Source organism: Amycolatopsis sp. NPDC104863 (assembly GCF_055582965.1).
Map to the genome: position 1 here is coordinate 298,365 of NZ_JBVJOW010000004.1, position 13,511 is coordinate 311,875.

Below are 13,511 nucleotides of genomic sequence, written 5' to 3' on the forward strand. Positions count from 1 at the left end.
CCAAATGGCCTTGGCAAAACTTCGGGCACTCCGTCACGCCCTCGTGGCGGCCGTGCTCGCAGGGGCGATGCTGCCCGTCGTGTCCACTGGGGTGGCGACGGCGGCAACAACACTCCCGCAGGGATTCGTCCTGCGGGACACCGCGACCGGATTCGGGCAGATCGAGCTGTCCGACTTCGCTTATCTGCCGGACAACTCGGTGCTCGCGATCGGGAAGACCGGTGGCGTCCGGTGGCTGCCGGAAACGGGAGCCTCGAAGTCCATCGCGAACCTGACGGTCCGCACGAACGGTGACCTCGGCCTGGTGGGCATCGCCGTGGCGCCGGACTACACGACGTCGCACAACATCTACCTGACGCGGTCGATCAACAGCGGTTCCGGCTACGTCCAGCGGCTCGCGCGGTTCACGGTCACGCTCGACGCGGCGGGGGTGCCGTCCGGGCTGACCGGTGAGCAGACGATCTTCGAAACGCCCGGGTTCCACGACGTCCACGGCATCAACACCGTCATCGCGGCGGCGGACGGCACCTTGTGGATGTCGATCGGCGACTCCGCCGACTTCACGCAGGTGGACGCCGGTGCGCTGCGCGCGCAGGACGTCAACCAGCCCTACGGCAAGATCCTGCACATGACCAAGGACGGCAAGGGGGTGCCGGGGAACCCTTACTACGACACGGCGAACCCGTCGTCCACCGCGAGCAAGGTGTTCGCGCGCGGGTTCCGCAACCCGTTCCGCTTCAGCATCGACCAGAACCTCGGCCTGCCGGTCGCCGGTGACGTCGGCTGGAACACCTGGGAAGAGGTCGACGTCGTCCAGCGCGGCGCCAACCAGGGCTGGCCGTGCTGGGAAGGCAACCACCCGACGCCGGGTTACAGCGGCCTCGCGGGTTGTGCCGGCGTGCCGAACCAGCCGCCGCTCGTGGAGTTCCTCCACGGTGAAGGCCCGATGCAGGCCAACAGCGTCACCGGCGGCATCGTCTACAACGGCTCGAGCTATCCGGCCGCCTACCGCGGGTCGTACTTCTTCGGCGACTACGTGCGCAACAAGATCTGGACCCTGCGGTACGACGGCCAGGGCCAGCTCACGCAGGCTCCGGAGAACCCGCCGGCCTTCACCGGCATCGGCGGCCCGACCAAGTTCGCGGCGGCGCCGAACGGCGACATCGTCTACGCCGACATCCTGACCGGGAACCTGCGGCGGCTGACCTACTCGGCGGGCAACACCGCGCCGGTGGCGAAGGCGACGACGACCACCGATCCGGACGCCCGCACGGTGTCGTTCGACGGCTCCGGCTCGGTCGACTACGACAACGACCCGCTGAAGTACGACTGGGTCTTCGGTGACGGCGCCACCGCCGTCGACGCCGGCCCGAAGGTGAACCACACCTACGCGGCGGGCACCGAGTCGTTCACCGCGAAGCTCACCGTGCGCGACCCGCTGGGCGCCACCGGCACGACCGACATCCAGGTCGCGCCCGGCAACCACACGCCGGAGCTCACGCTGACCACGCCCGGGGACACCGCGACCTTCGCGGTCAACCAGCAGGTCTCGCTGAGCGCCACCGCCACCGACGCCGAGGACGGCACGCTGCCGGTCACCTGGACCACCGCGGTCCGGCACTGCCCGAGCGAGGCGACCTGTCACTCGCACCCGGGTGTCGGCGGCACCGGGTCGAGCTTCGCGCAGCCGTTCACCGACCACCCGGACTCCCGCATGGAGTTCATCGCGACGGTGACCGACAGCGCGGGTGTGGTCACGACCAAGACGTACACGGCGATGCCGCGCCAGCACCGGCTCACCCTGCTCAGCACGCAGCCCGCGGCGCTGAGCATCCCGGTCGAGGGCGGGGTCAGCTCGGCGCTGGTCACCGAGGGCGCCAAGTTCGACGTCGAGGCCGCACCGCTGGGCATCGACGGCGTCTCGAAGTTCACCGGCTGGCAGGGCGGTCCCACGGACACCACGTGGATCGTCACCGTCGGCACGGGTGACATGACGCTGACGGCGAACTACGCCACGCCGATCGACCAGCGCTACGACGGCGACGCCGCGTTGCGGGCGAAGCTCGGGGCGCCGACGGCGGCCGAGGTCACCGACGGTCCGGTCCACTACCGCGCCTACGCGAACGGCCGGCTGTACTGGAGCGCCCTGGGTGGCGTGAAGTACGTGACCGGTCCGGTGCTGGACAAGTACGTCGCCCTCGGCGGCAGCAACGCGCTCGGTGTCCCGACCTCGGACACCGCGTCCACTCCGGACGGTGTCGCGCAGTACAGCCACTTCAACAACAACGGGAACATCGGGTCGATCTACTACACCGCGGCGACGGGTGCGCACTCGATCTACGGTGAGATCCGGAAGAAGTGGGCGGCGCTGGACTACGAGCGCGGGCTCGGTTACCCGACGACCGACGAGTCCGGCACGCCGGACGGGGTCGGCCGGTACAACCACTTCGTCAAGGGCGGCAACGTCGGGTCGATCTACTTCACGGCCGCGACGGGCGCGCACGCGATCTTCGGTGAGATCCGGAAGAAGTGGGCGGAGTACGGGTACGAGCGCGGGCTCGGCTACCCGACGACCGACGAGGGCACGACCCCCGACGGCGTCGGCCGGTACAACCACTTCAGCCTCGGCCACTCGATCTACTACACGGTGGCCACGGGTGCGCACGCGGTGAAGGGCGAGATCCGCAAGCGCTGGGCGGCGCTCGGGTGGGAGCGGTCCTACCTGCGTTACCCGACGACGGACGAGTACGTGACGGGAGGGGTGTACCGCAGCGACTTCCAGGGCGGTTACATCACCTACACCGTCGCGGGCGGGGCAGTCGACCGTCCCTGGTGACGTCTGAGTGAGCAGAAGCGGGCCGTCTCCGGGTTTCCGGGGGCGGCCCGCTTCGCGTTTCAGGAGCGCAGGTCGGCCGGGGTCGTGCCCGGCGCCGTCAGCGGCAGGCCGAGGGCGACGCGCTCGGTGAGCCACGGGCTCGGCCGGTACCGCGGGTCGCCGGTGGTGGCCAGCAGGCCGCGCAGGATGCGCAGCACGACGTCGCCGCCGACGAGGTCGCCCCAGGCCAGCGGCCCGCGCGGGTACCCGAGGCCGAGGCGGACGGCGGTGTCGACGTCGGCCGGGGTGGCCAGCTGCTGGCCCGCGATGAAGCACGCCGTGTTGACGATCGAGGCGAGCAGCCGCTGCGCGACCGGGGCCGGCCCGTCGCGGACGACGGTCACCGGGCGTCCGGTCGCGGCCAGCGCGCCCCACGCGGCGCGGCCCGCCGCCGGGTCGAGACCGGCGTGCACGGACATCGTGAGCCGGCGTTCGTAACCGCCGAGCGGGTCGACGCCGGCGACGCGGGCCGGCGGCAGTCCCGCGCGGGTCGCGGCGTCCACAGTGGACTCGCCGTAGAGCGGGACGAGCAGGACCGCGTCCGGGTAGGCGTCGGACACCACGTGCACCCCCGCCGAGGACAGCACCCGCGCGAGGTGCTCGTCGGCGGTGAACACCGGGCTCGTCGGCTTCGGCGGCGCCGCGGGCTCGTCGGCGACCTGCTGCTTCCCGTCGACGTACGAGTAGAACCCTTCGCCGTTCTTGCGCCCGAACAGCCCGGCGGCGACGCGCGGCCGGGTCAGCCACGACGGCCGCAGCCGCGGCTCGCCGTGGAAGCCGCTCCAGATGCTTTCCAGCACGGCGTGGGACACGTCGAGCCCGGTCAGGTCGAGCAGCTCGAACGGCCCGAGCTTCAGCCCGAGCACGTCACGGGCGACCCGGTCGACGTCGGCGGGTTCGGCGAGCGCCTCGGCGAGGATCTGCAGCGCCTCGGTGTTCAGGCCGCGGCCGGCGTGGTTGACCAGGAAGCCCGGCGCGTCCTTCGCCAGCACCGGCTCGTGGCCCCAGCTCTTGACCAGCTCCAGCGCTTCGCCGGGCAGCCAGTCGTGCGTGCGCGTGCCCGGGACGACCTCGACCAGGCGCATCAGCGGCACGGGGTTGAAGAAGTGCAGCCCGAGGAGCCGGCCCGGGTCGGCCAGCTCGGCGGCGATCTCGGTGACCGACAGGGAGCTGGTGTTCGTCGCGAAGATCGTCTCCTGTGGACAGACGCGCTCGAGGCCGGCGAACAGGGCCCGCTTCGTCGCGATGTCCTCGCGGACGGCCTCGACGACGAGGTCGACGCCGTCGGCGGGCGCGTCCGGCGCGTCCACCGCGACCAGCCGGTCCTTGACCGCCTGCGGGTCGTCGAGCTTGCCCTTGCCGGCCAGCTTGTCGGCCATGCCGCCGATGAACTCGATCGCTTCGGTGACGGCTTCGCGCCGGACGTCGGCCAGCTCGACGGTCACCCCCGCCGTCGCGGCCAGCTGAGCGATCCCGCGGCCCATCACCCCGGTCCCGATCACCCGGATCCTGCCGACCTTCCCGGCCCACCCCGTCACGTCGTGCCCGCCTTCCCGCCGATGCTCACCGGGCGACGGTACCGTCTCGGCCGTGACGGGGAAGCGCCTGACGCGGGCGGAAAGCCGCGAACGGACGAAGGACCGGTTGCTCACGGCCGCCGCCGAGCTGTTCGCCGAGCGCGGGGTCAACGGCGCCTCGGTCGAGCAGATCGCCGAACGCGCCGGGTACACGCGCGGGGCGTTCTACGGCAACTTCGACGGCAAGCACGACCTGGTCGTGGCCCTGCTGGCGCGACGGCGTGAGCAGGAAGCCGTCGAAGTCGCTGCGCTGCGGGGTGATGTCCTGGCGCGGCTGAAGGAGTGGCACGCCGAGCGTGCCGAGCACCTGCCGGAGTGGTTCGCGCTGCGCACCGAGCTGACGCTGTACGCGCTGCGCAACCCGGCCGCGCGGCCGTCGGCCGGGGAGAACGAGCGCGCCGCGCGGGAGCTGATCGAGACGAGCGTGCGCGCGACGTTCGCCGAGCGCGGGGTCGAGCCGCCGGCGGATCCGGCGTTCCTGGCGCTGATCATCCACGCGCTGGAGGACGGCCTGCTCCGGCAGCGGTACCTCAGCCCGGACGGCACCAGTGACACGGTGATCGCCGACGCCGTCGAGCTGCTGCTGCGGACCTGGCTGCGTTAGAGCCCGACGAACTCCGCCATCCGCAGCGCCGTGTGCGCGAAGAACTCGTCGGCCGGGTCGACACTGCCGACGTACTGGCCGAACAGGTCGAAGTTGATCGCGCCGAACAGCTGGGTCCAGGCCATGATCAGCCGGGCCACGGTTTCCGGCCCGGAGACGATCCCGAGGACCTTCGTGAGGGCCTCGGCCTGCGCGCGCAGCCGGGGCGGGACGTCGCCGTGGACGTCTCGAAGTTCGGTGTGCGTGAGCACCTTGACCAGGGCGAACGCGACCCGGGACGCCGGCGCGACGGTGTCCTGCGGCGCCTGGTAACCGGGGATCGGCGAGCCGTAGATCAGCGCGTACTCGTGCGGGTGCGCGCGGGCCCACTCGCGCGTCGCCCGCCAGATCGCCAGCCACCGGTCGCGCGGTTCGCCCTCGCCCGGGTCGGCCTGTTCCGCGGCCTCGCCGATCGCGTTGTAGGCGTCGACGATCAGGTCGGTCAGCAGCCGGTCGCGGCTGGGGAAGTAGCGGTAGAGCGCGGACGACACCATGCCCAGCTCCCGCGCCACCGCGCGCAGCGAAAGGCCGTGCGCGCCGACCTCGGCGAGCTGGCGGCGGGCCTCGTCCTTGATCTCCTGGGTCAGCTCGGCGCGGGCGCGTTCGCGCGCGGTGCGGGTCGCGGTCATGAGGCTCAGTGTGCCATGGCGGAGAGCGGCGCACCAAATCGAGAGCACTGCTCTTGACAACGTGCCGCGGCCGGTGTTCACTGCTCTTAACCGAGAGCACTGCTCTCCCAAAACTTCGGAGGACACCATGACTGCCGCCCGCTACATCGAGCCGAAGAAGGCCACCAACGTCTTCAACGAGGCCGTCGCGAAGCTGACCCGGATGGGCTTCAGCGTCTGGGGCAGCCGGGTGCTGACCGTCGTCGGCCGCAAGAGCGGCGAGCCGCGGTCGGTCCCGGTCAACCTGCTGACCGTCGACGGCGTGCGCTACCTCGTCGCCCCGCGCGGCGAGACGCAGTGGGTGCGCAACCTGCGTGCGGCCGGCCAGGGCACGCTGAGCGTCGGGCGCCGCGTCGAGGAGTTCACCTTCCGCGAGCTGGGCGACGACGAGAAGCCCGGCATCCTGCGCCCCTACCTCAAGCGCTGGAAGTTCGAGGTCGGCGTGTTCTTCGACGGGGGTCGACGCCAAGGCGTCGGACGAGAAGCTGCGCGAGATCGCGCCCGGCTACCCGGTCTTCGAGATCTTCACGAAGTAGGTTTGCGCCGCTTCGTCAGGTTCGCCGCGATCAGGACCACGCCGAGCAGGAACGCGACGAGCCCGATCAGGAACCACAGCTTCTGGCCGGTCATGAAGCTGCCGGTGATGACGCCGATGCCCTGCAGCACCCAGACGGCGCCGACGAGCAGGAGCACAACCCCGACCGCGAAGGTGATCCAGCGCCTCATCCACCCAGTCTGGCACGCGTTCGGGCCAGTCGCCGGGAACGGGCCCGGCGACGGCCCCGGTTAGGGCAGAGTTGCGGGGGTGCACGACATCAGCGGGTCACTGCGGCGGCAGTCGCTGCTCGTCGCGCTGGTCTGCATCGCCTGTGACGCCATGCTCTTCAGCGTGCGCGGGCCGCTCGGCGACGGCCGCTGGCAGCCGTGGGCGGTGCTGGCCGGCGGGGTCGCCGTCAACGCCGCGCTCGCCGGGCCGGCCCGCTACTCGGGCTGGGTGTCGCTGGCGCACGCCCTGCTCTTCGCCGCGTCACCGGTGCTGATCAGCACCACCACGGGGTACGTCGTCGGCAACAACGCCGGCATCCTGATCGCCGGGTACCGCGCCGGCGCCTGGCTGCGGCCGAAACCGGCGGTGCTCGCGCTGCTCGTGATGCTCGCCGGGGTCACCGCGGGCTGCATCGAAGGCGGTGGCCGGACGGCGGGCGACCTGCGGCTGATCACGGTCAGCGTCAGCGTCAGCGCGCTCCTGCCGTGGCTGGTCGGCCGGTACACGACAGCCCGGCGCGCCTACATCGCCGACCTCGAGCGGGCGGCGGACGAACGCCGTCAGCACGAGGAAGAAGCCGTGCGGCGGGCCGTCACCGAGGAGCGCACGACCATCGCGCGCGACCTCCACGACGTCATCTCCCACCACGTCAGCGCCATCGGGGTGCACGCCGGCGCGGCCCGGCTCGGGCTGCCCGACGGCGCCGAGCCGGCGCGGAAGTCCCTCGGCGCCGTCGAGTCCGCGAGCCGTTCGGCGATGGCCGACCTGCGCCGGCTGCTCGACCTCCTGCACGCCGAGGCCGGCGCCGGGCAGCCCGGGCTCGACAACCTCGACGAGCTGGTCGAGACCGTCCGCGCGGCCGGTCTGCCCACCCGGCTGACCCTGCTCGGCGAGCCCCGCGAACTGCCGGGCTCGCTCGACGTCGCGTTGTACCGGATCGCGCAGGAGGCCCTGACCAACGCGTTGCGGCACGGCACGGGCCCGGTCGAAGTCGAGCTAAACCACGGCCGCACCGAGATCGTGCTCACGGTGACGAACAGCCTGTGCGCCGGCCGCACCGCGCAGGGCGACCACGCGCACCGCGGTCTGGCGGGCATCCGCCAGCGCGTCACGCTGTTCGGCGGCCAGGTCTCCTACGGCGAGACCGGTGAGCACTGGCAGCTGCGCACGACCTTCCCGGTGGAGAGCACATGATCCGCGTCCTGCTGGCCGACGACCACGCGATGTTCCGCTCCGGGATGCGCGCGCTGCTCGACACCCAGCCCGACTTCACCTGCGTCGGCGAGGCGTCCGACGGCCGCGAAGCCGTCGCCGAAACCGCGCGGCTGCGCCCGGACGTCGCGGTCCTCGACGTCCGGATGCCCCGCCTCGACGGCCTTGCCGCGACCGAGGCGATCCTCGCCGCGCCGGGCAACGACACGCGTGTCCTCGTGCTGACGACGTACGACGCCGACGAGTACGTCTACCGCGCGCTGCGTGCCGGGGCGAGCGGGTTCCTGCTGAAGAGCCTGGCGCCGGAGGAGCTCGTCGCGGCGATGCGGGTCGCGGCGCGCGGGGACGCGCTGATCGACCCGTCGGTGACCCGGCGGCTGGTCGCGAAGTTCGCGTCGGTGCTCGAACCGGCGGCCGCGGAGCCGCCCGAGCTGGCGCGGCTGACCTCGCGTGAACGTGAGGTGCTGCTGCTGATCGCCAACGCGTCCAGCAACGCCGAGATCGCGCGGCAGCTGCACGTCGGCGAGGAGACGGTCAAGACGCACGTGTCGCGGGTGCTGTCGAAGCTCGGGTTGCCCGACCGGGTGCACGCGGTCGTCTACGCCTACCGGCACAACCTCGTCCCCGGAAGCTGAGCCGGGCGGGAACGCCCGGTGCGGCGGGAGGGGGACGCCGCACCCGGGCATTCCCTGGTCAGTTCGACGGCCGCGCCGAGTAGTCGCCGCGGCGCTGGCCCGGCTGGCGCTGACCCGCTTCGAAGCCCTGGCCGAGCGTCGTCGCCGTGGCCGTCTGGCCGTCGACCTTCGCCACGACCGTGATGTTCGTGGAGCCCTGCTTGACGTCGCCCGTCTTCTGCGTCGACGAGTCGAGCGTGTACGTCTGCTTGTAGCCGTCCTTGCTGGTCAGCGTCACCGAAGTGGCGCTCAGCTCGGTGACGTCGCCGGTCTGCAGGCGCTCGGTCGTGTAGCCGCCGTTCGGGTTGGCCACCACGAAGTCGCCGTGCAGCGCCTCGCGCATGGCCGCCATGCCGCCGCCGAAGCCGCCGCCCGGGCCGCCCTGGCCGCGGAACTGGCCGCCGCCCGGGCCGCCGAACCCGCCGGGGCCCTGCTGGGCGCTGTTGTCGGCGCTGCTGGTGCCGGCCCAGATCGCCGCGCCGCCGCCGGCCGCGATCACCACCGCGATGCCAGCCGCGATCGCCGTCTTCTTGCCGGACCAGCCCTTCTTGGGCGCCGCGGGGGCCGGGTCGCCCCAGCTCGCCGGGGCCGGCTGGCCGGCGGGCGCCGGCTCGCTCTGGGGCGTGTTCGGCTCGGTCGTCATCGTGTCCTCCGGTCGTACCCACACTGGTCCAGCCCAGGTTCACCGCCGTGGCTGTGTTTGAGCTGTGCGGGCCGTCAGCACGCGCTGTGGCTCCCTTACCCGAACGAAGGACCTTCACAGGAAACGCACAGCGGCCACACAGTGACCACTGAAGCGCCGCCGAGAAGATGGCACTATGACCGCTATGAACGCCACGTCACCCGGCCCCGGCAAGGCCGACCTGCGCCGCGCCGACGGGAGCCCGGTGCGGGTCCTCGTCGTCGACGACGAGTCGACGCTGGCCGAGCTCGTCTCGATGGCCCTGCGGATGGAGGGCTGGGAGGTGCGCAGCGCGGGGGACGGCACCGAAGCCGTCCGGATCGCGCGCGACTTCCGGCCGGACGCCGTGGTGCTCGACGTCATGCTCCCCGACTTCAGCGGCCTCGAAGTGCTGCGGCGCATGCGGTCCGAGGCGCCGCACCTGCCCGTGCTGTTCCTGACGGCGAAGGACGCGGTCGAAGACCGGATCGCCGGGCTCACCGCGGGCGGCGACGACTACGTCACCAAGCCCTTCAGCCTCGAAGAGGTCGCGCTGCGGCTGCGCGCGCTGCTGCGCCGGGCCGGCGGGGTGACCGGCTCGAGCGGGTCGCAGCTGGTCGTCGGCGACCTCACCCTCGACGAGGACAGCCGCGAGGTGCACCGCGGTGGTGACCTGGTGCCGCTGACCGCGACCGAGTTCGAGCTGCTGCGCTACCTCATGCGCAACCCCAAGCGGGTGCTGTCGAAGGCGCAGATCCTGGACCGCGTGTGGAGCTACGACTTCGGCGGCCAGGCCAACATCGTCGAGCTCTACATCTCCTACCTGCGCAAGAAGATCGACGCCGACCGCGAGCCGATGATCCACACCATGCGGGGCGCCGGGTATGTCCTCAAGCCAGCGGGCTGAGCGGCGGCGGTTCCGGGCCCAGCGGCCGTGGTCGCTGCGACGGCGGCTGATCGTCCAGCTCGCCGCGTTGCTCGCGCTGGTGTGCCTGGTCGTCGGCGTGGTGACGGAGTTCGCGCTCAGCGAGTTCCTGGTGGGCCAGCAGGACAAACGGCTCGCCGCGGCGACCGACCGCGCCGCGCACGGGGCGGACCGGCCGCCGCCGTGGACGTACGGCGAGCCCCCGCCGCCGGACCCGCTGCGTGCGCTGGGCCAGGGCGAGGGCACGCTCGCCGCCGTCCAGGTCGGCTCGCAGTACTCCGGGGCGGTGATCGACTCCACCGTCGCCGGTTCGCCGCCGAAGCGGCGGGCGCCGTTCCGGAACATCGAGCAGGGCCAGGCGCTGGCCCTGCTCGCCCTGCCGCCCGACGGGAAGCCGCACAGCATCGACCTCGGCGGCAAGCTCGGGGAATACCGCGTCGTCTCGACGACGTCGCCCGGCGGTCAGAAGACCGTCATCGGCCTGCCGCTGAAGGACGTCAACGAGACACTGTGGCGGCTCGGCTTCATCCTCGGCGGGGTCGCGCTCGCCGGGATCCTGGTGGCGGGCGCGGTCGGCGCGGCGACGATCCGCCGCACGATGCAGCCGCTCGACCGGCTGGCCGCGACCGCGACCCGCGTCTCCGAACTGCCGCTGGACCGCGGCGAGGTGGCGCTGTCCGAGCGCGTCCCGGACGCCGACACCGACCCGAACACCGAGGTCGGCAAGGTCGGCTCGGCGCTGAACCGGATGCTGCAGCACGTCGCGAACGCGCTCACCGCGCGGCACGCGAGCGAGAACCGCGTCCGCCAGTTCGTCGCGGACGCGAGCCACGAGCTGCGCACCCCGCTGGCGGCGATTCGCGGGTACGCGGAGCTGACCCGGCGCAGCGGTGAGCAGGTGCCGCCGGACGTCGCGTTCGCGATGAGCCGCGTCGAGTCCGAGTCGCGCCGGATGACGACGCTGGTGGAGGACCTGCTGCTGCTCGCCCGCCTCGACTCGGGACGGCCGGTGGTGCACGAGTGGGTGGACCTGTGCCGGCTGGTGGCCGACGCGGTCGCGGACGCGCACGTCGCGGGCCCGGACCACAAGTGGCTGATGGACGTGCCGGGCGAGCCGATCGGCGTGCTCGGCGACGCGGGCCAGCTGCACCAGGTCGTGATCAACGTGCTGGCCAACGCGCGCACGCACACCCCGGCGGGGACGACGGTCATGGCGTCACTGTCCACTTCGGACGGTGTGGTGCGCCTGCGGGTGAGCGACGACGGCCCGGGCATCCCGCCGGACATCCTCCCGGACATCTTCGAGCGCTTCGCCCGCGGTGACAATTCGCGGTCGCGGGCGGCGGGCAGCACCGGCTTGGGCCTGGCGATCGTCGCCGCGGTGGTGGGCGTGCACCGCGGGCGGGTCGGGGTGCACAGCCGTCCCGGGCGGACGGAGTTCGAAATCACGTTCCCGGAGGCCCCGGCGCCGGAGTGACCCGATCGTGGCGGACGCACAGCCGTCGCACAGCTTCGGCACAAGTTCACCACATGCGCCGCCCACACGGTGGGCAGCATGACGACCACGCTGTCGGCGCCCGAACACGCCCAGCCCGCGCCCCAGGCCGCCCGCCCGCCGCGGTGGATCAAGCCTTCCGTCGCCGCGCTGCTGCTCGGGACCGGGCTGCTCTACCTGTGGGACCTGGCCAAAACGGGCTGGGCCAACGACTTCTACGCGATGGCGGCGCAGGCCGGCACGTGGAGCTGGAAGGCGCTGTTCTTCGGCTCGCTCGACCCGGGCAACGTCGTCACGGTCGACAAACCGCCGTTCTCCCTGTGGGTCATGGGGCTCTCGGGCCGAATCTTCGGCTTCTCGAGCTGGAGCCTGCTGGTGCCGAACGCGCTCGCCGGCGTCGCGTCGGTGGGCCTGCTGTACCTGGCCGTGCGACGGCTTTCGGGACCGGGCGCCGGGCTGCTCGCCGGGGCCGGGCTCGCGCTGACGCCGGTCGCCGCGCTCATGTTCCGCTACGACAACCCGGACGCCTTCCTGGTGCTGCTGCTCGTCGCCGGTGCGTACTGCGTCGTGCGCGCGCTCGAGCACGCGAGCACGAAGTGGCTGGTGCTCGCCGGGGTCTGCGTCGGGTTCGGCTTCCTCGACAAGATGCTGCAGGCGTTCCTCGTGCTGCCCGCCTTCGTGCTGGTGTACGCGGTCGCGGCGCCGACGTCGCTCGGGCGCCGCATCGGCCAGCTGTTCGCGGCGGCGGGCGCGGTGCTCGTCTCGGCGGGCTGGTGGATCGCAGTCGTCGCGCTCTGGCCGGTCGCGGACCGGCCCTACATCAGCGGGTCGACCGACAACACCGTGCTGGAGCTGGCTTTCGGGTACAACGGCCTCGGCCGGATCTTCGGCGAAGGCCGGGGTGGCGGCGGAGGCGGGACGTTTGCGCCGCCGTCCGGCGCGGGTGGCGGCTTCGGCGGCGGGTTCGGCGGGGAGACCGGGCTGACGCGGCTGTTCAGCGGGGAGTTCGGCGGTGAGGCGTCGTGGCTGCTGCCCGCCGCGGTCCTCGGCCTGGTCGCGGGCCTGTGGTTCACCCGGCGCGCGCCGCGCACCGACCGGACGCGGGCCGCGCTGCTGCTCTGGGGCGGCTGGCTGGTCGTCACCACGCTGGTGTTCAGCTACATGAGCGGCATCATCCACCCGTACTACACGGTCGCGCTGGCGCCCGGGATCGCCGCCACGCTGGGCATCTCCGCCCGTGAGCTCTGGCGGGGCCGGGCCAACTTCGCGGCCCGCGCGGTGCTCGCGGTCATGCTCGCGGTCACGGCGGTCTGGGGCTTCGTGCTGCTCGCGCGGACGCCGGACTGGCAACCGTGGATCCGCTACACGCTGCTCGTGCTGAGCGCGGCCGCGGTGCTGGCGCTGCTCTTCGGCGCCGACCGGTTCCGCCGCCTCGGGCCGGTCGTGGCCGTGCTGGGCCTGTGCGGCGCGCTGCTCGGGACGACGTCCTACACGCTGGCCACGGCGGCGAACGCGCACGCGGGCGGGACGCCGTCGTCCGGTCCGGCCGCCGCCGCGAGCGGACGCGGGTTCGGCGGCCGGGGCGGCTTCGGCGAGGGACAGGCCGACACCGCGGTGATCGCCCTGCTGAAGGCCACGACGACGAAGTGGGCCGCGGCGCAGAGCGGCGCGATGCAGTCGGCCGGGCTGGCGCTCTCGAGCGGACGGCCGGTGCTCGCGATCGGCGGCTTCAGCGGCAGCGACCCAGCGCCGACGCTCGCGCAGTTCCAGCAGTACGTCGCCGCGGGCGACATCCACTACTACGTCGCCGGCGGGCGGGGCGGCTTCGGCGGCGGCCGCGGGACGTCGGGGGAGATCCAGGCGTGGGTCGAGCAGACCTTCGCGCCGCAGACCGCCGGGAGCACCACCGTTTACGACCTCACAAAATCTGTCAATTGATCGAAATAGCTCCGATTGTTTCGGGTTTGTTAACAGTGGCGGAATCATTCGCGGTCTCCCGGCCGGTGCGGTAGTCG

Annotated in this window: 11 protein-coding genes and 1 pseudogene; 8 read left to right on the top strand and 4 right to left on the bottom strand. The window is 72.4% G+C overall.

Annotation, left to right across the window (positions count from 1 at the left end):
• Positions 1 to 4: 4 nt before the first annotated feature.
• Positions 5 to 2,836, top strand: a complete 2,832-nt coding sequence (locus tag ACZ63J_RS22950) for a PQQ-dependent sugar dehydrogenase (protein ID WP_465403009.1) — start codon at positions 5 to 7, stop codon at positions 2,834 to 2,836.
• Between the two features lie 59 nt (positions 2,837 to 2,895).
• On the opposite strand, the gene ACZ63J_RS22955 is transcribed toward ACZ63J_RS22950, so the two are convergent.
• Positions 2,896 to 4,413 (bottom strand): 3-hydroxyacyl-CoA dehydrogenase, encoded by a 1,518-nt coding sequence (locus ACZ63J_RS22955; protein ID WP_465403011.1) that lies wholly within the window; start codon positions 4,411 to 4,413, stop codon positions 2,896 to 2,898.
• 52 nt (positions 4,414 to 4,465) lie between these two features.
• Between ACZ63J_RS22955 and ACZ63J_RS22960 the strand changes: the two genes are divergently transcribed.
• Positions 4,466 to 5,056 (top strand): TetR/AcrR family transcriptional regulator, encoded by a 591-nt coding sequence (locus ACZ63J_RS22960; protein WP_465403013.1) that lies wholly within the window; start codon positions 4,466 to 4,468, stop codon positions 5,054 to 5,056.
• Here the strand turns inward: ACZ63J_RS22960 and ACZ63J_RS22965 are convergent.
• Positions 5,053 to 5,724 carry a TetR/AcrR family transcriptional regulator gene (locus tag ACZ63J_RS22965; RefSeq protein WP_465333901.1) on the bottom strand — a complete coding sequence of 224 codons (672 nt, stop codon included), beginning with the start codon at positions 5,722 to 5,724 and terminating at the stop codon, positions 5,053 to 5,055. The genes ACZ63J_RS22960 and ACZ63J_RS22965 overlap by 4 nt on opposite strands.
• Positions 5,725 to 5,851: 127 nt before the next feature.
• Between ACZ63J_RS22965 and ACZ63J_RS22970 the strand changes: the two are divergent.
• Positions 5,852 to 6,299, top strand: a pseudogene (locus tag ACZ63J_RS22970) (nitroreductase family deazaflavin-dependent oxidoreductase).
• Here ACZ63J_RS22970 and ACZ63J_RS22975 read toward each other — a convergent pair.
• A complete protein-coding gene (locus ACZ63J_RS22975; protein ID WP_465313085.1) occupies positions 6,289 to 6,489 on the bottom strand; it encodes a hypothetical protein in 201 nt (66 codons plus the stop codon). The pseudogene ACZ63J_RS22970 and the gene ACZ63J_RS22975 overlap by 11 nt on opposite strands.
• A gap of 79 nt (positions 6,490 to 6,568) precedes the next feature.
• Between ACZ63J_RS22975 and ACZ63J_RS22980 the strand changes: the two genes are divergently transcribed.
• A complete protein-coding gene (locus ACZ63J_RS22980) occupies positions 6,569 to 7,723 on the top strand; it encodes a sensor histidine kinase (protein WP_465403017.1) in 1,155 nt (384 codons plus the stop codon).
• Entirely contained in the window at positions 7,720 to 8,376 is a 657-nt protein-coding gene (locus tag ACZ63J_RS22985) for a response regulator (protein ID WP_465333907.1), read from the top strand. The genes ACZ63J_RS22980 and ACZ63J_RS22985 overlap by 4 nt, the downstream gene beginning before the upstream one ends.
• A 58-nt stretch (positions 8,377 to 8,434) precedes the next feature.
• Here the strand turns inward: ACZ63J_RS22985 and ACZ63J_RS22990 are convergent, their stop codons facing one another.
• Positions 8,435 to 9,058 (bottom strand): hypothetical protein, encoded by a 624-nt coding sequence (locus tag ACZ63J_RS22990; protein WP_465403019.1) that lies wholly within the window; start codon positions 9,056 to 9,058, stop codon positions 8,435 to 8,437.
• Between the two features lie 175 nt (positions 9,059 to 9,233).
• Between ACZ63J_RS22990 and ACZ63J_RS22995 the strand changes: the two genes are divergently transcribed.
• The 3 genes from ACZ63J_RS22995 to ACZ63J_RS23005 all read left to right on the top strand — a co-directional run bounded on the left by ACZ63J_RS22995 (position 9,234) and on the right by ACZ63J_RS23005 (position 13,434).
• Positions 9,234 to 9,983: a response regulator transcription factor gene (locus ACZ63J_RS22995; protein WP_465313089.1), complete on the top strand. Its 750-nt coding sequence runs from the start codon at positions 9,234 to 9,236 to the stop codon at positions 9,981 to 9,983.
• Entirely contained in the window at positions 9,961 to 11,478 is a 1,518-nt protein-coding gene (locus ACZ63J_RS23000; RefSeq protein ID WP_465403020.1) for a sensor histidine kinase, read from the top strand. The genes ACZ63J_RS22995 and ACZ63J_RS23000 overlap by 23 nt, the downstream gene beginning before the upstream one ends.
• A 78-nt stretch (positions 11,479 to 11,556) precedes the next feature.
• Positions 11,557 to 13,434, top strand: a complete 1,878-nt coding sequence (locus ACZ63J_RS23005; RefSeq protein ID WP_465403022.1) for a glycosyltransferase family 39 protein — start codon at positions 11,557 to 11,559, stop codon at positions 13,432 to 13,434.
• The last annotated feature ends 77 nt before the right edge of the window (positions 13,435 to 13,511 follow it).